22 protein-coding genes are annotated in these 23,952 nt (G+C 65.1%); 3 read left to right on the forward strand and 19 right to left on the reverse strand.

The window, feature by feature from the left end:
• Positions 1–879, reverse strand: a complete 879-nt coding sequence (locus tag AAID08_RS17430) for a branched-chain amino acid ABC transporter permease (protein WP_054502155.1) — start codon at positions 877–879, stop codon at positions 1–3.
• Positions 879–1,676, reverse strand: coding sequence for an ABC transporter ATP-binding protein (locus tag AAID08_RS17435; RefSeq protein ID WP_374700846.1), 798 nt, complete (start codon positions 1,674–1,676; stop codon positions 879–881). Before AAID08_RS17435 ends, AAID08_RS17430 begins: the two co-directional genes overlap by 1 nt.
• A gap of 257 nt (positions 1,677–1,933) precedes the next feature.
• On the opposite strand from AAID08_RS17435, the gene AAID08_RS17440 reads away from it, so the two are divergent.
• Positions 1,934–2,737, forward strand: a complete 804-nt coding sequence (locus tag AAID08_RS17440) for an enoyl-CoA hydratase/isomerase family protein (RefSeq protein WP_054502153.1) — start codon at positions 1,934–1,936, stop codon at positions 2,735–2,737.
• Between the two features lie 21 nt (positions 2,738–2,758).
• Here the strand turns inward: AAID08_RS17440 and AAID08_RS17445 are convergent, their stop codons facing one another.
• The 12 genes from AAID08_RS17445 to uvrB all read right to left on the reverse strand — a co-directional run bounded on the left by AAID08_RS17445 (position 2,759) and on the right by uvrB (position 14,657).
• Positions 2,759–4,861 (reverse strand): TonB-dependent siderophore receptor, encoded by a 2,103-nt coding sequence (locus AAID08_RS17445; RefSeq protein ID WP_054502152.1) that lies wholly within the window; start codon positions 4,859–4,861, stop codon positions 2,759–2,761.
• Positions 4,862–5,082: 221 nt separating this feature from the next.
• Positions 5,083–5,973, reverse strand: coding sequence for a methylglyoxal synthase (locus AAID08_RS17450; protein ID WP_064525929.1), 891 nt, complete (start codon positions 5,971–5,973; stop codon positions 5,083–5,085).
• Between the two features lie 102 nt (positions 5,974–6,075).
• Entirely contained in the window at positions 6,076–6,270 is a 195-nt protein-coding gene (iscX, locus tag AAID08_RS17455) for a Fe-S cluster assembly protein IscX (protein WP_020928322.1), read from the reverse strand.
• The gene (gene fdx, locus AAID08_RS17460; RefSeq protein WP_026384519.1) at positions 6,270–6,611 is read right to left on the reverse strand and encodes an ISC system 2Fe-2S type ferredoxin; all 342 of its coding nucleotides are present in this window, start codon (positions 6,609–6,611) and stop codon (positions 6,270–6,272) included. The genes iscX and fdx overlap by 1 nt, the downstream gene beginning before the upstream one ends.
• Before the next feature lie 9 nt (positions 6,612–6,620).
• Complete coding sequence (gene hscA / locus AAID08_RS17465) at positions 6,621–8,483, reverse strand: Fe-S protein assembly chaperone HscA (RefSeq protein WP_175166747.1); 1,863 nt, start codon at positions 8,481–8,483, stop codon at positions 6,621–6,623.
• Positions 8,484–8,547: 64 nt separating this feature from the next.
• A complete protein-coding gene (gene hscB / locus AAID08_RS17470; RefSeq protein ID WP_049073189.1) occupies positions 8,548–9,060 on the reverse strand; it encodes a Fe-S protein assembly co-chaperone HscB in 513 nt (170 codons plus the stop codon).
• Between the two features lie 3 nt (positions 9,061–9,063).
• Positions 9,064–9,387: an iron-sulfur cluster assembly protein IscA gene (iscA, locus tag AAID08_RS17475; protein ID WP_006386172.1), complete on the reverse strand. Its 324-nt coding sequence runs from the start codon at positions 9,385–9,387 to the stop codon at positions 9,064–9,066.
• Between the two features lie 2 nt (positions 9,388–9,389).
• A complete protein-coding gene (gene iscU / locus AAID08_RS17480) occupies positions 9,390–9,794 on the reverse strand; it encodes a Fe-S cluster assembly scaffold IscU (RefSeq protein ID WP_006386173.1) in 405 nt (134 codons plus the stop codon).
• Between the two features lie 33 nt (positions 9,795–9,827).
• Positions 9,828–11,039: an IscS subfamily cysteine desulfurase gene (locus AAID08_RS17485; RefSeq protein WP_049073188.1), complete on the reverse strand. Its 1,212-nt coding sequence runs from the start codon at positions 11,037–11,039 to the stop codon at positions 9,828–9,830.
• 18 nt (positions 11,040–11,057) lie between these two features.
• Positions 11,058–11,600, reverse strand: a complete 543-nt coding sequence (iscR, locus tag AAID08_RS17490; RefSeq protein ID WP_026384517.1) for a Fe-S cluster assembly transcriptional regulator IscR — start codon at positions 11,598–11,600, stop codon at positions 11,058–11,060.
• Between the two features lie 190 nt (positions 11,601–11,790).
• Positions 11,791–12,282, reverse strand: coding sequence for a low molecular weight protein-tyrosine-phosphatase (locus tag AAID08_RS17495; protein WP_006386176.1), 492 nt, complete (start codon positions 12,280–12,282; stop codon positions 11,791–11,793).
• Positions 12,283–12,530: 248 nt separating this feature from the next.
• Positions 12,531–14,657: an excinuclease ABC subunit UvrB gene (gene uvrB / locus AAID08_RS17500; protein ID WP_231132971.1), complete on the reverse strand. Its 2,127-nt coding sequence runs from the start codon at positions 14,655–14,657 to the stop codon at positions 12,531–12,533.
• Positions 14,658–14,734: 77 nt separating this feature from the next.
• On the opposite strand from uvrB, the gene AAID08_RS17505 reads away from it, so the two are divergent.
• A complete protein-coding gene (locus tag AAID08_RS17505) occupies positions 14,735–15,934 on the forward strand; it encodes an amino acid aminotransferase (RefSeq protein ID WP_049073186.1) in 1,200 nt (399 codons plus the stop codon).
• A 156-nt stretch (positions 15,935–16,090) separates the two neighbouring features.
• A complete protein-coding gene (gene lexA, locus AAID08_RS17510) occupies positions 16,091–16,741 on the forward strand; it encodes a transcriptional repressor LexA (RefSeq protein ID WP_064525933.1) in 651 nt (216 codons plus the stop codon).
• Positions 16,742–16,845: 104 nt separating this feature from the next.
• Here the strand turns inward: lexA and lon are convergent, their stop codons facing one another.
• The 5 genes from lon to AAID08_RS17535 all read right to left on the reverse strand — a co-directional run bounded on the left by lon (position 16,846) and on the right by AAID08_RS17535 (position 23,839).
• On the reverse strand, positions 16,846–19,296 hold the full coding sequence (gene lon, locus AAID08_RS17515; RefSeq protein ID WP_020928331.1) for an endopeptidase La: 2,451 nt from the start codon (positions 19,294–19,296) through the stop codon (positions 16,846–16,848).
• A gap of 250 nt (positions 19,297–19,546) precedes the next feature.
• Positions 19,547–20,845, reverse strand: coding sequence for an ATP-dependent Clp protease ATP-binding subunit ClpX (clpX, locus tag AAID08_RS17520; protein WP_054502147.1), 1,299 nt, complete (start codon positions 20,843–20,845; stop codon positions 19,547–19,549).
• Positions 20,846–20,946: 101 nt separating this feature from the next.
• Positions 20,947–21,600 carry an ATP-dependent Clp endopeptidase proteolytic subunit ClpP gene (gene clpP, locus AAID08_RS17525; protein WP_054502146.1) on the reverse strand — a complete coding sequence of 218 codons (654 nt, stop codon included), beginning with the start codon at positions 21,598–21,600 and terminating at the stop codon, positions 20,947–20,949.
• A 4-nt stretch (positions 21,601–21,604) separates the two neighbouring features.
• Positions 21,605–22,915, reverse strand: a complete 1,311-nt coding sequence (gene tig, locus AAID08_RS17530; protein ID WP_054502145.1) for a trigger factor — start codon at positions 22,913–22,915, stop codon at positions 21,605–21,607.
• 168 nt (positions 22,916–23,083) lie between these two features.
• Positions 23,084–23,839, reverse strand: coding sequence for a M48 family metallopeptidase (locus AAID08_RS17535; RefSeq protein WP_006386184.1), 756 nt, complete (start codon positions 23,837–23,839; stop codon positions 23,084–23,086).
• Positions 23,840–23,952: the final 113 nt, after the last annotated feature.

Raw genomic sequence — 23,952 nt, forward strand, 5'->3', positions numbered from 1 at the left:
CTACAGCCTCTCGATTTCGCGCGTGCCGAACAGCCCGTAGGGCCGCATCATCAGCACCGCCACCAGCACCACGAAGGTCGCCAGCAGTTTGTATTCGCCGCCCAGGTAGGCGCCGGCCCAGGCCTCCAGCAGCCCGATGAAGATGCCCCCCACCAGCGCCCCGGCCACGCTGTCCAGCCCGCCCACGATCACCACCACCAGCACCGACAGACCGAAGACGCCCATCGACGACGAGATGCCGCCGATCGCCCCCACGATCACCCCCGACACCGCCGCGATCGCGCCCGCCGCCGCCCACGACAGCGAAAACACCTGCGGCACGTTGATGCCCATCGCATACGCCGCCCCCTGGTCCGACGCCGTGGCGCGCAACGCCACCCCGCCGCGCCAGTAGCGGAACACCGCCAGCACCAGCAGCACCAGCGCCAGCGCCACCCAGAAGCCGTAGAACACCTTGGGCGCGACAAACGCCTCGCCCACCATCACCGGCGCGCGCGGCATGAACTCCGGCAGGCGGCGCTGGTCCGCGGTCCAGATCAGTTCCACCACGCCCACCAGGATCGACGCCAGTCCCACGGTGATCATGAACACCGAGATCGGCGACTCGCCCAGCATCGGCCGGATCGTCAAGCGTTCCACCAGCGCGCCCAGCACGGCCGACAGCGCCACCGCCCCGGCGATCGCCGCCCACACCGGCCAGGCCATGCCGGCGGCGAGGGCATAGAACACGTAGGCGCCCATCATCAGGAATTCGCCGATGGCGATGTTCACCACCCGCGTCGCCTTGTAGACGATCACGAACGCCAGCGCCGCCAGCGCGTACAGGCCGCCGCTGCCCAGCCCCGCCAGCGTCACCTCCAGGAAGAACAGGCCGTCCATCAGGCCGCCTCGCGCAGCCGCCGGCGCAGGTCGCCGACGTCGCCCGCGCCCAGATAGGCCTTGATGACCTCGGGATCGGCCTGCACCGCCGCCGGCGTGCCATCGGCGATCACCTGGCCGAAGTTCAGCACCACCACGTGGTCCGACAGGTCCATCACCATGCCCATGTCGTGCTCCACCATCAGCACCGTCACGCCCCACTCGGCGCGCGCATCGAGGATGAAGCGCGCCATGTCGTCGGTCTCCTCGCGGTTCATGCCGGCCACCGGCTCGTCCAGCATCAGCACCCTGGGCTGCATCGCCAGCGCCCGCGCCAGCTCCACCCGCTTGCGCAGCCCGTACGACAGCGCCGCCACCGGCGCATGGCGGATGTGGTCGATCTCCAGGAAGTCGATGATGCGTTCTTCGATATCGGCGCGCAGCGCCATCTCCTCGCGCCGCGCCCGGCCCAGGTATAGCAACGCATCGAGCACATTGGTGCGCAGGTGGGCGTGGCGCCCCAGTTTGATGTTGTCCAGCACCGTCATGCCGCGGAACAGCGCGATGTTCTGGAAGCTGCGCGCCAGCCCCAGGCGGGCGCGCTCGGGCGCCGCCACGCGCGTGATGTCGCGGTCCAGGAAGCGGATGGTGCCCGCGGCCGGCCGGTAGAACCCCGAGATGGTGTTGAACAGCGAGGTCTTGCCCGCGCCATTGGGGCCGATGACCGTGGTGATGGATCCCGGCGCGACGCGAAAGCCCACGCCCGTGAGCGCCTTGACCCCGCCGAACGCCAACGTGACCCCATCCACCTCCAGCAAGGGAGGGCTATCGGATTGATCCACCTTTGTCTCCTCGCTTTGGTCGCGAAGCTGTTTTTCTATTGGCGGTGAATCAGCGTAGCCCCGAGGCAGGCGATGCGGCGAACCTGTCTTTACCTACGCTGTACAGCGCCGGAAAATCGTTCTATGCGTTACGCTTGCGTGGCGGACGGCGACCGAGCAAGCGCTTGGTTCCGAACATAGCATCGTGGTTTTTGGATCGAAAGTTGGTATTTACCCGATAACGGAGACAAGCCATGAACCCACCCCTTCCGGTCTTTCCCACCCTGCTGTTGGAAGCCGGCGACGGCATCGCCACGCTCACGCTGAACCAGCCCGCCACGCTCAACGCCATCGACGTCGCCATGGCGCTGGACCTGCAGCGCGCCGCCCAATGGCTCGATACGCGCGCCGACATCCGGGTCGTGCTGCTGCGCGGGGCGGGCAAAGCCTTCTGCGCCGGCGGCGACATCACGCTGTTCGAAGGCGACGTCAACGCAGTGCGCGGCAAACTGCTCGACCTGTTCACGCCCCTCAACGATTTCGTCGCGCACGTCGCGCGCATGGACAAGCTGTGGCTGGCGCAGATACACGGCGTTGCGGCCGGCGCCGGCCTGTCGCTGGCGCTGGCCTGCGACCTCGCCATCGCCGATGCCGACACGCGCTTCATGACGGCCTACCTGAAGCTCGGCGCCACGCCCGATGCCGGCATGACGCATGGCCTGAACCGCCTGCTCGGCCCGCGCCGCGCGCTCGACCTGCTGCTGCGCCACGACGCCTTCAGCGCCGCCGATGCATTGGGCTGGGGCCTGCTCAACCGCGTCGCCGACACCGGCCTGCTCGCGCAACAGGCGCAGGCCTATGCCAGTCAGCTCGCCAGCCACGCGCCGCACGGCATCGCCGGCGCCAAGCGCCTGCTGCGCAACGCCGCGCACGCCCCGCTGGAAACGCAACTGGCCGAAGAGACCGCGTGCTTCCTGGACACCGCGCGGCGCGAGGACTTCGCCGAAGGCGTGCGCGCCTTCCGCGAAAAACGCGCGCCCCGCTTCCAGGGCCGGTAAAGCGCGAGCGCGGCGCCCGCGTCAGAACTTGTAGGTGACGCTGGCGATCGCGCTGCGGCGCGCGCCGTACCAGCAATCGCCGCGCGACAGGCACGTCGCCAGATAGGTCTTGTCGGTCAGGTTGTTGACGTTCAAGGCGTAGCGCCAGTGACTGGTCTCGTACGCCATCATGGCGTCCACCAGCCACACCGGCGCCAGCTTGGGCCCGTCGCCATCGCGGAACGACGCCATCCAGCGCGTGCCCGCGCCCACCGTGAAGCGTCCGTCCAGGTTGTCGAGCGCGAAACGGTAACGCCCCCACGCCGCGGCCTGGTGGCGCGGAATGCCCTCCAGCTTCGGATCCAGGTCGATGTAGTTGTAGTGCGCGATCACGTCGAACGACGACGTCACCTGGCCGCGCCATTCCAGCTCCAGGCCGCGCGTGCGCGTCTTGCCGGTCTGGACGTTGTTCAACGCCGCCGTCGGATCCGGCACCAGGCGGTTTTTCTCGCGCAGGTCGTACACCGACGCCGTGGCCAGGTGGCCGCCGTCAGCGGACTGGTACTTGACGCCCGCCTCCCACTGCTTGCCGCGCAGCGGCTTGTACAGCTCGGGCACCGCGCCGTCGGGCGTGTTGCGCGTAGTGCCGGCCACCGGCGTGAACGACTCGCTGTAGCTGATGTACGGCGACCAGCCATTGCTGGCGGCATACATCAGGCCAAAGCGCTTGGTGGTGGCCTGAGCCTTGTCCGCCTCGCCACCCTCAAGCTGGCTGCGCGCGCGGTCATGCCGCAGGCCCGCCGTCACGATCCAGTGCTGACCGATCTTCATCTGGTCCTGCAGGTAGATGCCCGTCTGGCGCTGGTTGAACCTTGGCTCGCCGGTCAGCTCGGGGATATAGCCATTGCCGTACACCGGATCATAGGCATCGATCGTGTCCTTGCCGCTGCCGCTCTCGCGGTCTCGGCGATAGCGCGACCAGTCCAGCCCCAGCAGCAGCTTGTGCGTCACCGCGCCGGTGCTCACCTCGCCCGTCAGGTGCTGGTCCAGCGTGTCCATGCGCACCTTGGTGATGGTGTCATCGGCATAGCGGCCGATGATGCGCTGGTTGATCGGATCATCCGCCCAGCCGCCGGGCACCGAAAATGCATCCGCGTAGTGCGTGAAGTACGTCACCTTGTTGTTGGCGTGGCGGAATCCCTGGCTGAACGACCACTTGTCGTTGAACTGGTGCTCGAACAGCCAGCCGAAGCTGCGGCGCTCGGAATCGTAGCGGTCGTGGTCCGGTTCGCCGATGAAGCGATAGGTCGGAATCATGCCGTTCGGATTCGGCGTGCGCATGCCCGACCACGGCATGAACTGCGCGGTCGAACCCGACTTGTCCTTCTGGTACAGCGCCTGCAGCGTCAACGACGTCGCCGCGCTCGGTCGCCAGGTCAGCGACGGCGCCACCAGCGTGCGGTCGTCCGGCACATGGTGCACCTGGGTATCGGCATCGCGCTGCAACGCCACCAGGCGGTACAGCCATTGGCCATCCTCGGTGACGGGCCCCGTCAGGTCGATCTGCGCCTGCTTGCGCCCATGGTTGCCCACCTGCACGCCGACCTCGCGCTGCGCCTCGGCCAACGGGCGCTTGCTGACCATGTTGATCAGGCCGCCCGTGCTGCCCTGGCCATACGTCATGGCCGCCGGCCCGCGCAGCACCTCGATGCGTTCCAGCATATACGGATCGGGGCGGGTCGTGCTGGTGTAATAATCGAACGCCTGGCGCATGCCGTCCAGATAGACGTCGACGTCGGTCCCGCGCACCCGCACGCTGTCGCTGCGCGAATCCAGCCCATACGCATCGGAACGTACCCCCGCCGCATAGCCGAGCGCCTCCTGCAGGCTGGTGGCGCCCTGGTCCACGATCTGGTCGCGCGGCACCACGGTGATCGACTGCGCCGTCTCGTTCAGCGGCGTATCCGTCTTGGTGGCCGTGGCCGAACGCGTGGCCGCGTAGCCCAGCACCGGGCTGGTCGCCGTCTCGGCGCTGCCTTCCACCTTGACCGACGGCAACGTGGTCGGTTCGACGGGCGCGGACTGCGCGACCAGCGCGGCCGGCAGCAGGCTCAACGCCGCCGCCAGGCTGGCGCGGCGGGACATGGCAGGATCAAACATCGACGTGGCTCCCCTTGATGAATTTTGAAGAGCCAGATGTTAATGTTTCTCGTTATTGAAATGGTTCCTTTTCTCTACGAAAAGAAAGACTTCCCCTGTTTACAACAGACCGCCCACGGGCAACGCCCCCCAAGCGCTCCGCCCCATCAGGGAAAACGACAATAAAAAAGGCGCCCCAAAGGGCGCCCCGACGGCACGCTGGCGGCTCAAGCGCGCCCGGCGCGCAATTCCACCGCCTTGGCCCAGCGCCGCGCCACCGACGGCGAGGTCGCGCACGTGGCCGACTCCGTCACCACGCGCACCGCCCGTTCCAGCAACTGGATGTCCGCCTCATGCTGGCGCGCCACATGGGGATCCTCGAAGAAGATGACCCGCTGGCACTGGTGCTCCAGCACCAGTTCCGCGATCTGCGCATCGCCGCCCAGCGGACCGCTCAGGTAGCGGTGCACCCACGGCGTGTCCTTGGGCCAGCCGCGCGACCACGCCAGTTCGTTCAGGCGGCCACCGGTGGTGCCGGTCGCCACGCGTCGCGCAAACTGCGACAGCACGTCGAAGTGCTCGGCCGCGAACGCCACCATCTCGTCCTTGAGCGCATCGTGCGCGATCAACGCCAGCGTCTGGCCGGTGTAATTGAACAGCCGCGACGCCGCCATGTCCGGCGCCAGGCCCGCGTGCACGCGCTCGACTTCCATCCACTCGATGGCGCCGGCCAGCGTTGAAATGAACGGCCGGCCATGCGTGATGCACTGGCGCTTGAGCGCCAGCGCCTCCGGAAAGATCGACGACGGGTCCACCGGATCGATCAGGTAAATCGCGCCATCGAACGGCTCCTGCCCATCGCGCCCTTCGGTGACGCGCGCCACCAGCTTCATCAACCCGCCTTCGCGGCCATACGGATAGCGGATCAGGCCGGAATAGCCTTGCAGCATGCCCTCGCGCACGATGGCATCGTGGGTGCGCCCCACGGTATGCAACTGCACGCCCAGTTCGCGGATGGTGGACGAACAGGCCCGCAGCCAGGTGAACAAGGCGGCGTCGGGCGATTCATGGTGCAGTCGGTTGGCGGCCAGGCCAAAGCGCAATTGGGCAGCGGGCATCGGTAGACTCGGATGGCAAGGACAACGAAAGAGTCTTGATGATACCCCGCCGCCCGCGCCCCCAATGCAAAAACGCTCCCGAAGGAGCGTTTCGCTGGAGGATTAGTCGGCCTCGTCGATCCAGGCCATCTGGATGGCCTCCAGGATCTTCTCGCCGCTGCGTTCCGGGTCGTCATTGAAACCGGGCAAGGCCAGCACCCATTCGCGCAACTGCGTGAAACGCAGCGTCTTGGGGTCGACGTCCGGATGGGCGTCCGCCAGCGCCTCGGCAATCTGGTAGGTATCGGTCCACTTCATCAATGGCCCTCTTTCGCGTGGTTGATGGTGTACTTGGGAATCTCGATCGTCAGATCGGCATCCTCGACCCGCGCCTGGCAAGACAGGCGCGAGGTCGGCGTCAGGCCCCAGGCCTTGTCCAGCAGGTCCTCTTCGTCATCGGTCGCGTCTTCCAGCGACGAATAACCCTGCTTGACCACCACGTGACAGGTCGTACACGCGCACGACAGTTCGCAGGCATGCTCGATGTCGATGTGATTGTCCAGCAGGATGCGGCAGATCGACACGCCCTTGGGCGCGTCCTCGATCACGGCGCCCTCGGGGCAGTAGTCGGGATGAGGCAATACGGTCAGTTTCGGCATAGCGTCTTATCAGGCGATTTCGTCAAGTTTGCGGCCAGCCAGCGCGGCGCGGATGCTGCGGTCCATGCGGCGCGCGGCGAATTCATCGGTCGCCGCCGACAAGGCCTCGACCGCGGCCTTCACCGCGTCCACGTCCTGCGCCTCCTGGGCGCGACTGGCTGCCTGCAGGCATTCATCAACCCGTTGGCGTTCCTCGGCATTCAGCAGGTCGCCGTCGACCGCCAGCGCGGCCTGCACCGACTCGACCAACTGACGCGCTTCCACCTGCTGCTCGCGCAGCATGCGGGCGCGGGCATCGTTGTCGGCCTGCGCCACGCTGTCGGCCAGCATGCGCGCGACCTCATCGTCGCTCAGGCCGTACGACGGCTTGACCGACACCGCCGCTTCCACGCCCGTGCTCTGCTCGCGCGCGGTCACGCTCAACAGCCCGTCGGCATCCACCTGGAACGTCACGCGGATGCGCGCGGCGCCCGCCACCATCGGCGGAATGCCGCGCAGTTCGAAACGCGCGAGCGACCGGCAATCCGACACCAGGTCGCGCTCGCCCTGCAGCACGTGGATGCTCATGGCCGTCTGGCCATCCTTGAACGTCGTGAATTCCTGCGCGCGCGCCACCGGAATGGTGCTGTTGCGCGGGATCACGCGCTCAACCAGGCCGCCCATGGTTTCGAGGCCCAGCGACAGCGGCGTCACGTCCAGCAGCAGCCAGTCCTCGCCCGGGGCGCGGTTGCCGGCCAGCAGATTGGCCTGCAGCGCGGCGCCCAGCGCCACCACCTGGTCCGGGTCCAGATCGGTCAGCGGCTCGGTGCCGAACATCTCGCCCACGGCGGCGCGCACCACCGGCATGCGCGTGGCGCCACCCACCATCACCACACCGCGCACGTCGGCGGGTTTCAGCGCGGCGTCGCGCAGCGCCCGGCGCGCGCTCTCCAGCGTGCGCTGCACCAGCGGCTGCGCCAGCGCCTCGAACTGCTCGCGGGTCAGCGTGTGATCGATGACCTGGCCATTGGCCAGCGTCAGATTCAGATTGGCGTCCTGCGCATCCGACAGCGCCTCGCGCGCGGCGCGCGCCGCCATCAGCAGGCCGCGCCGGTCGGCGTGCGTCAGATCCTTGGCACCCGCGGCCGCCACCACGTGGTCAACGATGAGCGAATCGAAATCATCGCCGCCCAGCGCGGTATCGCCACCGGTCGAGATCACTTCGAACACGCCCTGCGTCAACCTCAGGATGGAAATATCGAACGTGCCGCCGCCCAGGTCATAGACGGCATACACGCCTTCGGCGGCGTTATCCAGGCCGTAGGCGATCGCCGCGGCGGTCGGCTCGTTCAAGAGGCGCAGCACGTTCAGGCCGGCCAGGCGCGCCGCGTCGCGGGTCGCCTGTCGCTGGGCGTCGTCGAAATACGCCGGCACCGTGATGACGGCGCCCACCAGGTCGTCGCCCAGCACATCCTCGGCGCGCTGGCGCAGCACCGCCAGGATCTGCGCCGACACTTCCACCGGGCTCAGGTCGCCCTGCGCGGTGCGGATGCGCACCATGCCGGGCGCGTCCACGAATTCGTACGGCGCGCGCGTGGCGCGCGCCTCTTCCAGCGAACGGCCCATGAAACGCTTGACCGACACCACCGTGTTCAACGGGTCTTCGGCTTGCTGCGCCAGCGGTTCGCGCCCCGTGGTGACCTTGCCGCCGGGGAAATAACGCACCGCCGACGGCAGCAGCACGTGCCCCTGCGCATCAGGCAGGACCTCGGCGACGCTGCTGCGCACGGCGGCAACCAGGGAATTGGTGGTGCCCAGGTCGATCCCCACCGCCAGCTTGCGCTGGTGCGGCGCGGGCGATTCGCCGGGCTCGGAAATCTGCAATAAGGCCATGATTGTTTTTTCTACTCAGTAGGCGGCGAAGTCCGGGCGCCCCGCGGCCGGGCCATCCTGGGGACTAGGAATCGGGATGGGCCTGGGCCAGCTCCTGCGCCAGCTTCTCCACGAACATCCATTCCCGCACCTTGAGACCCGCCGCGGCGTAGTCGCGCTGTTCGTCCAGCAGGCGCGTCAACGCGGCGCGCATCTGCTGCCGGGCATCCTCCAGCTCGGTCCGCAGCTCGGCCAGCACGCCGGCGTCATTGCGCGCGTCGTCCATCATTTCGCGCCAGGTCATCTGCTGCATCAGGAAAGCCGTGTCCATCGACGTGTTGCTCTCGGTCTGCAGATCCACGCCGGCCTGCTCGCACAGATAGCGCGCCCGCAACAGCGGATCGCGCAACTGGCGGTAGGCCTCATTGGCGCGCGCCGCCCACTGCATGGCCACGCGGCGTTCCGCGGGGCTGGCGGTGGCAAAGCGGTCGGGATGCACCTGCGCGGCGACGGTGCGCCACGCCGATTCCAGCGCCTGGGCGTCCAGGTCGAACCGTGCCGGCAAGCCGAACAGGCTGAAGTGATCGTCTCCAGCCAAGACTTACACCGTGAACGACTCGCCGCAGCCGCAGGTCGCCTTCTCGTTGGGGTTGCGGAACTTGAAACCTTCGTTCAGGCCTTCGCGGGCGTAGTCCAGCTCGGTGCCGTCCAGGTAGGCCAGGCTCTTGGGATCGACGAACACCTTCACGCCGAAGCTTTCGAACACCTGGTCCTCGGGCGCCGCGTCGTCCACATACTCCAGCTTGTAGGCCATGCCGGAACAACCCGTCGTCCTAACGCCGAGGCGCAAGCCGATCCCCTTGCCGCGCTTTTGCAAGTAGCGGCCGATGTGGGTGGCAGCCTGTTGGGTCAGGGTAACGGACATGTTCAGCTCGCAACAGCTTCGGCGGGCACCGAATGCTTTTCCTTGTAGTTCTGCACGGCGGCCTTGATCGCGTCTTCGGCCAGGATCGAGCAGTGCACCTTCACGGGCGGCAGGGCCAGTTCTTCGGCGATCTGCGTGTTGCGGATGTTCATCGCTTCGTCCAGCGTCTTGCCCTTGACCCATTCGGTCACGAGCGAGCTGGAGGCGATGGCCGAGCCACAGCCGTAGGTCTTGAAGCGCGCGTCCTCGATGACGCCGGCTTCGTTCACCTTGATCTGCAGCTTCATGACGTCGCCACAGGCCGGCGCGCCGACCATGCCGGTGCCCACCGAGTCGTCCGACTTGTCGAACGAACCGACGTTGCGCGGGTTTTCGTAGTGATCCAGGACTTTGGTGCTGTAAGACATGTTAGTTCTCCACGTATTCTTTGGCGCGGGCGCTCAGTGCGCGGCCCATTGCACGGTATTCAGATCGATGCCTTCCTTGGCCATTTCCCACAGCGGCGACATATCGCGCAGCTTGCCGACGCGGCTCTTGAGCAGTTCGATGGTGTAGTCCACTTCCTGCTCGGTGGTGAAACGGCCCAGCGTGAAGCGGATCGAGCTGTGCGCCAGCTCGTCGTTGCGGCCCAGGGCGCGCAGCACGTAGGAAGGTTCCAGGCTGGCCGAGGTGCAGGCCGAGCCGCTCGAGACGGCCAGTTCCTTGATCGCCATGATCAGGGACTCGCCTTCGACATAGTTGAAGCTGACGTTCAGGTTGTGCGGCACGCGCTGGTCCATGTCGCCGTTGAGATAGACCTCTTCGATCTGCGACAGGCCGGCCCAGAGGCGATCACGCAGCATGCGGATGCGCTCGTTCTCGGTGCCCATTTCCTCGCGGGCCAGGCGGAAGGCCTCGCCCATGCCGACGATCTGGTGCGTGGCCAGCGTGCCCGAACGGAAACCGCGTTCGTGGCCGCCACCGTGCATCTGCGCCTCGATGCGCACGCGCGGCTTGCGGCGCACGTACAGCGCGCCGATGCCCTTGGGGCCGTAAGTCTTGTGCGCCGAGAACGACATCAGGTCGACCTTCAGCTTCTGCAGGTCGATCTCGACCTTGCCGGTGGCCTGCGCGGCGTCGACGTGGAAGATGATGCCCTTCTCGCGGCAGATCTCGCCCAGGGTTTCGATGTCCTGGATGACGCCGATTTCGTTGTTCACCATCATCACCGACACCAGCACGGTGTCGGGACGCAGCGCCGCCTTGAAGACATCCAGGTCGATCAGGCCGTTGTCCTTGACGTCCAGGTAGGTCACCTCGAAGCCCTGGCGCTCCAGTTCACGACAGGTGTCGAGCACGGCCTTGTGCTCGGTCTTGATGGTGATGATGTGCTTGCCGCGCTCGGCATAGAAGTTGGCGGCGCCCTTGATGGCAAGGTTATCCGACTCGGTGGCGCCAGAAGTCCAGACGATTTCACGCGGATCCGCGTTCACCAGCTTGGCGACTTCCTCGCGGGCGCGTTCGACGGCCTCCTCGGCTTCCCAGCCGAACGAGTGACTGCGCGACGCGGGATTGCCGAAGCTCTCGTACAGCCACGGGATCATTTTTTCGACGACGCGCGGGTCGACGGGGGTCGTGGCCGAGTAATCCAGATAGATCGGGCGGGTGGTCATCTCTACAACTCCTACTGCTTATACGGTGGCATTGGCCGCGACGGTGGTGGTCGGGGCGTTGGCGGCGTTATTGGCGCCTCCCACCCGATTCACGCGCACCGCGCAGGCCTGCGCTTGATTGTTGGCTTCCTGCAATTGGCGCACACGCTGCTGATCGACCAGATCCTGCAGCGACACCGAATCCAGGTAATCGACCATCTTGCGATTCAGCGTGGCCCAGAGCTCATGCGTCATGCACTTGCCAGGCTTGCCGTCGTTGCCGCTCGTACAGTCCCGCTTGCCGCCGCAGCTAGTGGCGTCCAGCGGCTCATCGACGGCGAAGATGATGTCGGCCACGGTCACGTTGCGCGCCAGGCGGGCAAGCGAGTAACCGCCGCCCGGGCCCCGCACGCTGTCCACGAGTTCGTGGCGGCGCAGTTTCCCGAACAGCTGTTCCAGATAGGAAAGCGAAATATTCTGACGCTGGCTGATGGCCGCAAGAGTGACCGGGCCGCTATGCTGCCGCATAGCCAGATCGATCATGGCAGTCACGGCGAAACGCCCTTTGGTAGTTAGCCGCATGGTGAATTCCCTGTGATTCGGCAATGGCCGCCGGCGAATCCGACGGTCAATACCCGAGTAATTGGCTCAAGTATAGCAAATTCCCGAGTAATTTGGTATGGCTCCCGGCTAGAAAAAACCGCGCTGTCGCGCGGTTTTTTTCACTGCCAATCGCCAGGCGCCCCACAGGACGCCCCGGCGCACAGGAGACTCAAGCCGCCTGGTATTGGGTAGCGCGCTTACGGACCAGTTCAAGCACGCCCTGACAGGCGTCTTCGAGGTAGTCCAGCACCTTGCCAAAACCGTCGGCGCCGCCGTAGTACGGATCGGGCACGGTCGCCTCTTCGAACTCGTTGGCGAAACGCATCAACAGCATCAGCTTGTGCTGGTACGCCTTGGGGCACTGCTGCTGCATGGCGGACAGGTTGTCCCAATCCATGGCGAGGATGAGGTCGAAGTCGCGGAAGTCTTCCGCGGTGACCTGGCGGGCCTCGCAGTGCGTGATCTCGTAGCCGCGCTTGCGCGCTGCGGCCTGCGCCCGGGCATCAGGCGCCTCGCCGATGTGAAACGCGTGCGTGCCCGCGGAGTCGATGCGAACCACATCGCCCAAACCCGCGTCGTTCACCAAATGGCGAAACACGCCCTCTGCGCTCGGCGAGCGACAGATATTGCCCATGCAAACGAAAAGTACCTTGGTCATCATGGGAGTAAGTGTGCGGGAAAACCCGAGATAAGGCAAGCTTTTTTTGCGTTTTCGCCATCCGTTACACGCCGGACCAACGCCTTAAATAATCATTATAAATCATATAGTTAACAACTATATTTGAGGCTTTCCGGAGGGCCTGAGACGGATCCCGTGCGCAAATTTCGGACGCCCGCTGACAACATGATGACTTTTCCCAATATTCAGCACACTGTCAGCGCAGAGACACATTTAGATACCTATTTGCCTCATACCGCGCCATCCAGCAGCACGCGCTGCTTGAGCGCCGTCAGCGCATCCCGGGCGGCCGCGGCCTGCTCGAACTCCAGATTGCGCGCATGGTCCATCATCAGCTTTTCCAGGCGCTTGATCTCGCGGGCCAGGGCCTTTTCGTCCTTGAGCAGCTCAGCCGGAACTGCGGCTTCCAGCGCGTCGTGCTGCACCGGGGCGACGATGCCGTCGATCAGCTCGCGCACGGCCTTCTGCACGCCGCGCGCGGTGATGCCGTGATCGGCATTGAACTGCAACTGCTTGGCGCGGCGACGGCTGGTTTCCTCCATGGCGCGCTGCATCGAATCGGTGATGCGGTCGGCGTACAGGATGGCATGGCCGTTCAGGTTGCGCGCGGCGCGTCCGATCGTCTGGATCAGGCTGCGCTCGGAACGCAGGAAGCCTTCCTTGTCCGCATCCAGGATGGCAACCAGCGACACTTCCGGAATGTCCAGCCCCTCTCGCAGCAGGTTGATGCCCACCAGCACGTCGAACGTGCCCAGGCGCAGGTCGCGGATGATTTCCACGCGCTCGACCGTGTCGATGTCCGAGTGCAGGTAACGCACCCGCACCCCGTGCTCGGTCAGGAAGTCGGTCAGGTCCTCGGCCATGCGCTTGGTCAGCGTGGTGACCAGCACCCGCTCTCCCTGGCTGGTGCGCGCCTTGATCTGTCCCAGCAGGTCATCGACCTGGGTGCGCGCCGGCAACACCTCGACGATCGGATCGACCAGGCCGGTGGGACGCACCACCTGCTCGACCACGTTGTCGGCGTGCTCCTTTTCGTACGCCGCGGGCGTGGCCGACACGAACACGCACTGGCGCATGCGCGCCTCGAATTCCTCGAGCTTGAGCGGCCGGTTGTCCAGCGCCGACGGCAGCCGGAAGCCATACTGCACCAGGGTTTCCTTGCGCGAGCGGTCCCCCCGGTACATGGCGCTGAGCTGGCCGATGGTGACGTGGCTCTCGTCGATGAACATCAGCGCATCGGCGGGCAGATAGTCGATCAGCGTGGGCGGCGGCTCCCCCGGCGCGGCGCCGGACAAGTGGCGCGAGTAGTTCTCGATGCCCTTGCAGAAACCCAGTTCCTGCAGCATTTCCAGGTCGAAGCGGGTGCGTTGCTCAAGCCGCTGGGCCTCGACCAGGTGGCCGTCGTCGACGAAGCGCTTGGTGCGTTCGCGCAACTCCTCCTTGATGGTCTCGATGGCGCGCAGCACCGTATCCCGCGGCGTGACGTAGTGCGAGCCGGGGTAGACGGTGAAGCGCGGCAGCTTCTGGCGGATGCGGCCGGTCAGCGGATCGAACAGCTCGAGGCTTTCGATTTCGTCGTCGAACAGTGTCAGGCGCAGCGCCAGCTCGGCGCTTTCCGCCGGGAAGATGTCGATGGTCTCGCCGCGCACGCGGAACACGCCGCGCGTGAATTCGGCGTCGTTGCGGGTGTACTGCATGGCCACCAGCCGCGCCAGGATCTCGCGCCGCGAGATCTGGTCGCCGGCGCGCAGGATCAGCACCATCGCGTGGTAGTCGCCGGGGTTGCCGATACCGTAGATGCACGACACGGTGCCAACGATGATGGTGTCGCGCCGTTCCAGCAGGCTCTTGGTGGCCGACAGGCGCATCTGCTCGATGTGCTCGTTGATCGACGAGTCCTTTTCGATGAACAGGTCGCGCGTCGGCACATAGGCCTCGGGCTGGTAGTAGTCGTAGTACGAGACGAAGTACTCCACCGCGTTCTTGGGAAAGAACTCGCGCATTTCCGCGTACAACTGCGCGGCCAGCGTCTTGTTGGGCGCCAGCACCAGCGCCGGCCGCCCCAACTGGGCGATGACGTTGGCCATGGTGTAGGTCTTGCCCGAGCCGGTCACGCCCAGCAGGGTCTGGTACATCAGGCCGTCCTGCACGCCCTGGACCAATCCTTCGATGGCGCCCGGCTGGTCGCCGGCGGGCGGATAGGGTTGGTAGAGGTGGAACGGGCTGCCGGGGTAATCGACGTACCCCGGGCCAGGGGCCGCCGCGACAGCGCCAGGGGCCACATCGGCCGCCCCGTCAGTGACGGAGCCAACGGCTGCGGCACCCGCCGCGCTCGGGTCTATTGCGCTCTTAGGCATGCTAGACTGTTCCCAGGGTAAACCCCCCATTATCCACAGCACTTCCGACTGCGTCCACTCACCCTCAGCAGAGTCCCATGAGCACCCTTTTCGATTCCGTCGAACTCGCGCCGCGCGACCCCATTCTTGGTCTGAACGAACAATACAACGCGGACACCCGCCCCGGTAAAGTCAATCTGGGCGTGGGCGTGTACTACGACGACCAGGGTCGCATTCCCCTGCTGGGCGCCGTGCGCAAGGCGGAAATCGCCCGCATCGAGGCCGCCGCCGCCCGCGGCTACCTGCCGATCGAAGGCATCGCCGGCTACAACCAGGGCGCGCAAGCCCTGCTGATCGGCAAGGATTCCCCGCTGGCCGCCGCCGGCCGCGTCCTGACCACCCAGGCCCTGGGCGGCACCGGCGCGCTCAAGATCGGCGCCGACTTCCTGCGCCAGTTGCTGCCGACCTCCAAGGTCCTGATCAGCGATCCGAGCTGGGAAAACCACCGCGCGCTGTTCGAACGCGCCGGTTTCGAAGTCGGCACCTACGCCTACTACGATGCCGCCACCCGCGGCCTGAACTTCGACGGCATGCTGGCCGCCCTGAAGGCCGCGCCGGCCAACACCGTGGTCGTGCTGCACGCCTGCTGCCACAACCCCACCGGCGTCGACCCGACCTTCGACCAATGGAAGCAGATCGCCGCGGTCGTCAAGGAAAACAAGCTGGTGCCGTTCCTGGACATCGCCTACCAGGGCTTCGGCGAAGGCCTGCGTGAAGACGCCGCGGTCGTGCGCCTGTTCGCCGACCTCGACCTGACCATGTTCATCAGCTCGTCGTTCTCGAAGTCGTTCTCGCTGTACGGCGAGCGCGTCGGCGCCCTGACGGTCGTGGCCGGCAGCAAGGACGAAGCCACCCGCGTGCTGAGCCAGCTCAAGCGCGTCATCCGCACCAATTACTCCAATCCGCCCACCCACGGCGGCACGATCGTCTCCACCGTGCTGAACTCGCCCGAGCTGTTCGCCATGTGGGAAGAAGAACTCGGCGCCATGCGCGACCGCATCCGCCTGATGCGCAAGCAGTTGGTCGAGAAGATCAAGGAACACGGCGGCAAGCAGGACTTCAGCTTCGTGCTGCAGCAGCGCGGCATGTTCTCGTACTCGGGCCTGACCTCGGCCCAGGTCGACCGCCTGCGCGAAGAGCACGGCGTCTACGCCGTCTCCAGCGGCCGCATCTGCGTTGCCGCGCTCAACAGCGGCAACATCGACCAGGTGGCCAAGGGCATCGCCGCGGTACTGTAAGACGCGCCGACAGCGGCACCTCCAAACGGGACCTGCGGGTCCCGTTTTTATTGCCTGTCACAAAACCGCGTTGGATCAACGCTTGCATTTTTGCGTTATGTCCCCCAGAATGCCGCTGTATATATGTACAGTCCGACTCACAAACGGATCACCGCCATGGCCAGCAAACTCACTGATCGTCAACAGCAAATCCTGGACCTCATCCGGCAGACCGTCGCGCGTACCGGCTTTCCGCCCACCCGCGCCGAGATCGCCCAGGCCCTGGGTTTCCGCTCGCCCAATGCGGCCGAAGACCATCTGAAGGCCCTGGCCCGCAAGGGCGCCATCGAGCTCACCGCCGGCGCCTCGCGCGGCATCCGCCTGAAGGACAACTCGCCGACACCGTCGCAGGCCCCATTGCCCCTGCCCGGCCTGGCGCAGCTACTGCTGCCGCTGGTGGGGCGCGTGGCGGCAGGCAGCCCGATCCTGGCCGCGGAACATGTGGAGCGCGAGATCGGCGTCGATACCAGCCTGTTCGCGCAGACGCCCGATTACCTGCTCAAGGTGCGCGGCATGAGCATGCGCGACGCCGGCATCCTCGAAGGCGACCTGCTGGCCGTCAAGAAGGCTTCGGAAGCTCGCAATGGCCAGATCGTGGTGGCGCGGCTCGGCGACGACGTCACCGTCAAGCGCCTGCAACGCCAGAACGGCCGCATCGAACTGCTGCCCGAGAATCCGGACTTCAGCGTCATCGTGGTCGAGGCCGACCAGGAATTCGCGCTGGAAGGCATCGCGGTCGGGTTGATCCGCCCGCACACGCTGCACTGACCCACTGCTTCCGATCCGGCGCCACGGACGCGCCAAAAAAGAAACCCCGCTTGCGCGGGGTTTCTTTTTGCGAGCACCCCTCGCGGGGCGCCTCGGGCCAGGCATCAGTGCTTGAGCACCGGATCCGTCGAACCCGGCTCGGCCGGCTTGGCGACCAGCGGCTCCTTGACCGCTTCGTCTTCAGCCAGCGGCTCCGGCAGGCGTTCCAGGGCCAGTTCCAGCACCTTGTCGATCCAGCGGACCGGCACGATCTCGAGATGGTTCTTGACGTTGTCCGGGATCTCCGCCAAATCCTTGACGTTTTCTTCCGGGATCAAGACCGTCTTGATACCACCGCGATGGGCGGCCAGCAGCTTTTCCTTCAGGCCGCCGATCGGCAGGACTTCGCCACGCAGCGTGATCTCGCCGGTCATGGCGACGTCGGCGCGCACCGGGATGCGCGACAGGGCCGACACCATGGCCGTGGTGATCGCGATACCGGCGGACGGACCGTCCTTGGGCGTCGCGCCTTCCGGCACGTGCACGTGCATGTCGTGCTTCTCGAACACGCTGTCGGCAAAGCCCAGGCGACGCGCCCGCGAGCGCACCACCGTGCGGGCCGCCTCGACCGATTCCTTCATCACGTCGCCCAGCGAACCGGTGCGTTGGATCACGCCCTTGCCAGGCATGTCCGCCACTTCGATCGTGAGCAGGTCGCCACCGACTTCCGTCCAGGCCAGGCCGGTCACCTGACCGATCTGGTTTTCCTTTTCGGCCATGCCGAAGGTGTAGCGGCGCACGCCGAGGTAGTCGCTGAGGTTCTCGCCCGTGACGTTGACCGGCTTGAGTTCGAAGGTCTTGCCTTCGGCCTTGGCGCGGTCGCTCTGGGTCAGCAACTGCTTGATCACCTTGCGGCAGATCTTGCCCACTTCGCGTTCGAGCGCGCGCACGCCGGCTTCGCGAGTGTAGTAGCGCACGATGTCGCGCAGCGCGCTGTCATCGACGGTCAGCTCGGTATCCTTGACGCCGTTGTTCTTCATCAGCTTGGGCAGCAGATGGTCGCGGGCGATGTGGATCTTTTCTTCCTCGGTGTAGCCCGACAGGCGGATCACTTCCATCCGGTCCAGCAGGGCCGGCGGAATGTTCAGCGTGTTGCTGGTGGCCACGAACATGACGTCCGACAGGTCGAAGTCGACTTCGATGTAGTGGTCCTGGAACGTGTGGTTCTGTTCCGGGTCCAGCACTTCGAGCAGCGCCGACGAGGGATCGCCGCGGAAATCCATGCCCAGCTTGTCGATTTCATCGAGCAGGAACAGGGGATTGCGCACGCCGACCTTCGACATGTTCTGGACGATCTTGCCGGGCATCGAGCCGATGTACGTACGGCGGTGGCCACGGATCTCGGCCTCGTCGCGCACGCCGCCCAGGGCCATGCGCACGAACTTGCGGTTCGTGGCCTTGGCGATGGACTGGCCCAGCGAGGTCTTGCCGACCCCGGGAGGACCGACCAGGCACAGGATCGGCGCCTTGACCTTGTCCACGCGCTGTTGCACGGCGAGGTATTCGAGGATGCGTTCCTTCACCTTCTCCAGGCCGTAGTGGTCGTTGTCGAGCACCGTCTCGGCATTGGAGATGGAATTGTTGATCTTGCTCTTCTTCCTCCAGGGGAGATTGATGAGCGTATCGATGTAGTTGCGCACCACGGTGGCTTCGGCCGACATGGGCGACATGAGCTTGAGCTTCTTGAGCTCGGCATCGGCCTTCTTGCGCGCCTCCTTGGGCATGTGCGCGGCGATGATCTTCTTTTCGAGCTCCTCGATGTCGGCGCCCTCTTCGCCCTCGCCCAACTCCTTCTGAATGGCCTTGACCTGCTCATTCAGGTAGTAGTCGCGCTGGCTCTTTTCCATCTGCTTCTTCACGCGGCCGCGGATCCGCTTTTCGACCTGAAGGATGTCGATTTCGGTTTCCAACTGCGTGAGCAGGCCTTCGAGGCGCTCGGAGGTGCCGACGATCTCGAGCATCTTCTGCTTCTGCTCGAGTTTCAGCGGAAGATGCGCGGCGATCGTGTCGGCCAGGCGGCCGGCGTCATCGATGCCGGCGAGCGAGGTCAGGATCTCCGGGGGGATCTTCTTGTTGAGTTTTACGTATTGCTCGAACTGGGCGACGATCGCACGGCGCAGGGCCTCCGTCTCGGAGCCCTGGACGGCGTCCGGCTCGATCGGGGTGACCTGGCAGGTGAAGTGCGAGTCGGCGTCTTCGATGCTGTTGATGCGGGCGCGCTGGGTGCCTTCGACCAGCACCTTGACGGTGCCGTCGGGCAGCTTGAGCATCTGCAGGATGCCGGCGACGCAGCCGATCTCGTAGACGTCTTCAGGGGTGGGATCATCCTTGCCGGCGGACTTTTGGGCCACCAGCATGATGCTCTTGCCCGCTTCCATCGCAACCTCGAGCGCGCGGATAGAGCGCGGACGGCCGACGAACAGCGGGATGACCATGTGCGGGAACACCACGACGTCGCGCAGTGGCAGCAGGGGGAGGTCGATCGGGTCGGAAGGCAGGGTCTGGCTGGCAGACATAGGAGGTTCCTCGGTATGACTCGGCGTATCGGGGACAGGATGACCGGGTATACCCGGACAGCCCCGTCAGTTACGTCTGTTATGGGAACAATAGCCGAAAATTCAAGATCCCGGCGGCCGGATAAACAAAACCGCAAAAAAAACGGCGGCCGGTATCCAGTTTTATTGCACACCCCCAGGGAGTGTGCGTTCAATCGGGGCCCTGAGACAAAAAAACCCGTTACGGAAACGGGTTTTCTTGAAATATCCGTCAGGCCGCGGCGTCGCGGACTTCCCCGCGCTCGGGCTTTTCGGTCGTCCCCTCTTCGTCGGCGTAGATCAGCAAGGGCTTGCCCTCGCCTTCGATCGCACCTTCGTCGAGCACCACGCGCTTGACGTTGCCTTGCGACGGCAGGTCATACATGGTGTCGAGCAGGGCCTGCTCGATGATGGAACGCAGGCCACGGGCGCCGGTCTTGCGCTTGAGCGCCTTGCGGGCGATGGCCTTGAGGGCGGCGGGACGCACGTCCAGCTCGGCGCCTTCCATGGCGAACAGCTTCTGGAATTGCTTGAGCAGGGCGTTCTTGGGCTCGGTGAGGATCTGCACCAGGGCAGCCTCGTCGAGTTCGTCCAGCGTGGCGACCACCGGCAGGCGGCCGACCAGTTCGGGGATCAGGCCGAATTTGATCAAGTCTTCGGGTTCGACTTCGGAGAACAGCTCGCCCACGCCGCGCTCGGACTTGGCGCGCACGGAGGCGGAGAAGCCGATACCGGACTTTTCCGTGCGGTCGCGGATGACCTTTTCAAGCCCGTCGAAGGCGCCGCCGACGATGAACAGGATGTTGGTCGTGTCGACCTGGACGAAGTCCTGGTTGGGGTGCTTGCGCCCGCCCTGCGGCGGCACCGAGGCCACGGTGCCTTCGATGAGCTTGAGCAGGGCCTGCTGCACGCCCTCGCCCGACACGTCGCGGGTGATGGACGGGTTGTCGGACTTACGGGAGATCTTGTCGATTTCATCGATGTAGATGATGGCGCGCTGCGCCTTCTCGACTTCGTAGTTGCAGTTCTGCAGCAACTTCTGAATGATGTTCTCGACGTCTTCACCGACGTAACCGGCTTCGGTCAGCGTGGTGGCGTCTGCCATGACGAACGGCACGTTCAGCATGCGCGCGAGGGTCTGCGCCAGCAGCGTCTTGCCCGACCCGGTGGGGCCGATCAGCATGATGTTGCTCTTGGACAGCTCGACTTCGTCGCCCTTGATCTCGCCGTGGCGGATGCGCTTGTAGTGGTTGTAGACGGCCACCGCCAGCATGCGCTTGGGCGAGGTCTGCCCGATCACGTACTGGTCCAGGAACGTCTTGATTTCAGCCGGAGTGGGCAGTTCGGAACGAATCGCCGCGCGCGCGGTAGCCTGCGCTTCCTCGCGGATGATGTCGTTGCACAAGTCTATGCATTCATCGCAGATGAATACCGACGGACCCGCGATCAGCTTGCGGACTTCGTGCTGGCTTTTATTGCAAAACGAGCAATGCAGCACTTTTGCGTCTGCCGATCCCTTTTTTTCAGGCATATGTAGTCGTATCTCAGGTAAAGAAGCGCCGGACCGGGTAAAGGGCCCGGCGCCTGCGCTTACTCAAACATGGCGGCAGCGGATGGGACTCAACCGGGAAGTCAGCCTTCCGAACGGGAGGTCATCACCTTGTCCACCAGTCCATACGATACCGCATCTTCGGCGGACATGAAGTTGTCACGTTCCGTGTCCAGGGCGATACGGTCGATCGACTGGCCGGTGTTGTCGGCCAGGATGCGGTTGAGACGCTCGCGCAGGTCCAGGATCTCGCGAGCCTGGATCTGGATGTCGGAGGCCTGCCCCTGGGCGCCGCCCGAGGGCTGGTGGATCATGATGCGCGAGTTGGGCAGGGTGAAGCGCTTGCCCTTCTTGCCAGCCGCCAGCAGGAAGGCGCCCATGCTGGCCGCCAGGCCCGTGCACAGGGTCGACACGTCCGGCTTGATGAACTGCATGGTGTCGTAGATGGCCATGCCCGCGTACACCGACCCGCCGGGCGAGTTGATGTACAGGGAAATGTCCTTGTCAGGATTCTCCGATTCCAGGAACAGCAACTGCGCCACGACCAGGTTGGCCGTCGCGTCGTTGACCGGGCCCACCAGGAAGATGAGCCGCTCGCGGAGCAGACGCGAATAGATGTCGTAGGCGCGTTCGCCGCGCCCCGACTGCTCGATCACCATGGGAATGTAGCCCAGGCCGGTGGGGGTCACCGACGACCCGCCATTCATTGCCGCATAGAAATCGGTGAATCTCTGCATAGTGTTACGCCATCCCCATCAACTGATCAAAAGGCACCTTTTCGTCGGTGACCTTGGCCTTTTCCAGAACATGCGCGACGACGTTGTCTTCGAGCACGATAGCCTCGATTTCAGCACGACGCTGGCGGTCGGCCAGGTAATAGCTGACAACCTGGGCGGGTTGTTCGTAGTTTTCCGCGAACTCTTCGATGCGGGCGCGGACCTGTTCCGGCTTGGCCTGAAGCTGGGCTTGCTTGACCAGTTCGGACACCAGCAGGCCCAGGCGCACGCGGCGCTCGGATTCGGTGGAGAAAGCTTCGGCCGGGATCGGCACGGACTCGGCGTTGGGCACGCCACGCTGCTTGAGCTCTTCGCGAGCGGCGGCAATGCGGCTTTGCACGTCGTTGTCGACCAGCGCCTTCGGCACGTCGAACTTGCCGGCTTCGACGAGGGCGTCCATCACGCTGGACTTGGTGCGGCCTTGCGCGCGAACCTTGACTTCGCGTTCGATGTTGCTGCGGATGTCGGCCTTGAGCTTTTCGATGTCGCCTTCGGCCTGGCCGAGCGACTTGGCGAATTCGGCATTCAGTTCGGGCAGCACGCCTTCGGCCACTTCCTTGACGGTGATGGTGAATTCGGCGGTCTTGCCGGCGACTTCCTTGCCTTGGTAGTCATCGGGGAACTTGAGCGGGAAGACCTTGCTTTCGCCAGCCTTCAGGCCGCGGGCGGCTTCTTCGAATTCCGGCAGCATGCGGCCTTGGCCGAGCACGAACGGGAAGTCTTCGGCCTTGCCGCCTTCGAACGGCACGCCGTCGATGGTGCCGGCGAAGTCCAGCGTGACGCGGTCGCCGTCTTGCGAGGCGCGGCCTTCGCGAGCTTCGAACGTGGCGCGCTGCTTGCGCAGGACGTCCAGGGTCTGCTGCACTTCGGCGTCGGTGACGGCGGTTTCATAGCGGGTCACGGCCAGGGCCGACAGGTCCGGCACGGCGACTTCGGGGTAGACCTCGAACGTGGCGGTGAAGGCCAGCGTGTCTTCGCCGACGCCTTCCGTCTTGGGTTCCAGGTTCGGGGCGCCAGCGACGCGCAGCTTGGCGCCGTCGACGGCTTGTTCGAATGCGCGGCCGACCTGGCTGTTGATCACGTCGTAGCGGATGCCGGGGCCATGGCTGCGCTCGAGCATGGCGAGCGGCGCCTTGCCGGGACGAAAGCCAGGGACCTTGGCGGTACGGGCCACGCGCTTCAACTGCGCCTGGACTTCCTTTTCGACGTCGGCCACCGAGACGGCCAGATCAACACGGCGCTCGAGGCCGGAGAGGGTTTCAACCACAGGCTGCATTAAAAGACCTATTTTCCGAAAGATATGGGATGACGGGCGGATAAACGCGGCATTTTACCGGAAACTTCCGGACCCCTGACGCAAAGGGGCGCGAGCACCCGGACAAGCCCGGATGCTCGCGCCCCGTTTTCCACCCGGAAAGGGCGGCAAATTGCCCGCCAGGGCGCTTTATTTGGCCTTGGCGATGCGATCTTCGATATGCTGCGCGCGCTTGGCCGAAGACGGGTGCGAGCTCATCATATCGCTCTTGCCGCCGTCCAGCTCGGCCAGCTTCTGGAACGCCGTCACCAGGCCGCGGGTGTTCAGCTTCTTGGCCTGCAACTGGTCGAACGAGTAGTCGTCGGCGGCGCTTTCCTGCGATTGCGAGAACTGCGCGTTGATGAACTTCTCGGTCAGGTCGCCCAACTGCGAAGAGTTCAGGGCGGCGACCGTGGCGCCACCGGCGGCGCCGGCGGCGTCGCGCGCGGCCGAGACCGTGTAGGCGGTCTGCATGGCCTTCTTGCTGTGGCCCAGCGCCACGTGGCCGATTTCATGGCCCACGACGCCCAGCACTTCGTCGTCGGTCATCATGTCCATCAAGCCGCTGTAGACGCGGATGCAGCCGTTGGCCATGGCCCAGGCGTTGACGTCCTTGGTGATGTAGACCTTGTAGTTGGCCTTCTGGCCGTTGACGGTGCCGCCCAGTTGCTTGGCGATCTTCTGCAGGCGCACGTCGTACTTGCTGCCCGGGGCGGCGATCTTTTCCTGGGAGTCGCTCTGCGCGCAAGCCTTGTCCGACAAGGTCTTGATTTCGGCATCGCTCAGGGTGGCGGCCTGCACCACCTTGCTGCCGGCGCCCACCAGTCCCCCGATATCGAGGGCATGCGACGCGGAATAAGGGGCAAGGGCAACGGCCAGCGCGGCAACGGTGTAGCGGATCTTCATGGAAAAAACTCCTCTTGACTGACTCTGTTCGAGTGAGGCGGCAATTCTATATACGCCAAAAGCGCTCAAACCGTTTCGCCACAGAGTTTCGCAAATGCGAATTTCTCTTACAC

This window comes from Achromobacter sp. EB05, from assembly GCF_044232075.1.
In the GTDB taxonomy this organism is placed as follows: domain Bacteria; phylum Pseudomonadota; class Gammaproteobacteria; order Burkholderiales; family Burkholderiaceae_B; genus Achromobacter; species Achromobacter dolens.

Coding starts and splice junctions, on each gene's coding strand:
- AAID08_RS17430 (WP_054502155.1), bottom strand. CDS start 879: ATGGACGGCCTGTTCTTCCTGGAGGTGACGCTGGCGGGGCTGGGCAGC.
- AAID08_RS17440 (WP_054502153.1), top strand. CDS start 1,934: ATGAACCCACCCCTTCCGGTCTTTCCCACCCTGCTGTTGGAAGCCGGC.
- AAID08_RS17445 (WP_054502152.1), bottom strand. CDS start 4,861: ATGTCCCGCCGCGCCAGCCTGGCGGCGGCGTTGAGCCTGCTGCCGGCC.
- AAID08_RS17450 (WP_064525929.1), bottom strand. CDS start 5,973: ATGCCCGCTGCCCAATTGCGCTTTGGCCTGGCCGCCAACCGACTGCAC.
- iscX (WP_020928322.1), bottom strand. CDS start 6,270: ATGAAGTGGACCGATACCTACCAGATTGCCGAGGCGCTGGCGGACGCC.
- fdx (WP_026384519.1), bottom strand. CDS start 6,611: ATGCCGAAACTGACCGTATTGCCTCATCCCGACTACTGCCCCGAGGGC.
- hscA (WP_175166747.1), bottom strand. CDS start 8,483: ATGGCCTTATTGCAGATTTCCGAGCCCGGCGAATCGCCCGCGCCGCAC.
- iscA (WP_006386172.1), bottom strand. CDS start 9,387: ATGTCCGTTACCCTGACCCAACAGGCTGCCACCCACATCGGCCGCTAC.
- iscU (WP_006386173.1), bottom strand. CDS start 9,794: ATGTCTTACAGCACCAAAGTCCTGGATCACTACGAAAACCCGCGCAAC.
- AAID08_RS17485 (WP_049073188.1), bottom strand. CDS start 11,039: ATGACCACCCGCCCGATCTATCTGGATTACTCGGCCACGACCCCCGTC.
- iscR (WP_026384517.1), bottom strand. CDS start 11,600: ATGCGGCTAACTACCAAAGGGCGTTTCGCCGTGACTGCCATGATCGAT.
- AAID08_RS17495 (WP_006386176.1), bottom strand. CDS start 12,282: ATGATGACCAAGGTACTTTTCGTTTGCATGGGCAATATCTGTCGCTCG.
- uvrB (WP_231132971.1), bottom strand. CDS start 14,657: ATGCCTAAGAGCGCAATAGACCCGAGCGCGGCGGGTGCCGCAGCCGTT.
- AAID08_RS17505 (WP_049073186.1), top strand. CDS start 14,735: ATGAGCACCCTTTTCGATTCCGTCGAACTCGCGCCGCGCGACCCCATT.
- lexA (WP_064525933.1), top strand. CDS start 16,091: ATGGCCAGCAAACTCACTGATCGTCAACAGCAAATCCTGGACCTCATC.
- lon (WP_020928331.1), bottom strand. CDS start 19,296: ATGTCTGCCAGCCAGACCCTGCCTTCCGACCCGATCGACCTCCCCCTG.
- clpX (WP_054502147.1), bottom strand. CDS start 20,845: ATGCCTGAAAAAAAGGGATCGGCAGACGCAAAAGTGCTGCATTGCTCG.
- clpP (WP_054502146.1), bottom strand. CDS start 21,600: ATGCAGAGATTCACCGATTTCTATGCGGCAATGAATGGCGGGTCGTCG.
- tig (WP_054502145.1), bottom strand. CDS start 22,915: ATGCAGCCTGTGGTTGAAACCCTCTCCGGCCTCGAGCGCCGTGTTGAT.
- AAID08_RS17535 (WP_006386184.1), bottom strand. CDS start 23,839: ATGAAGATCCGCTACACCGTTGCCGCGCTGGCCGTTGCCCTTGCCCCT.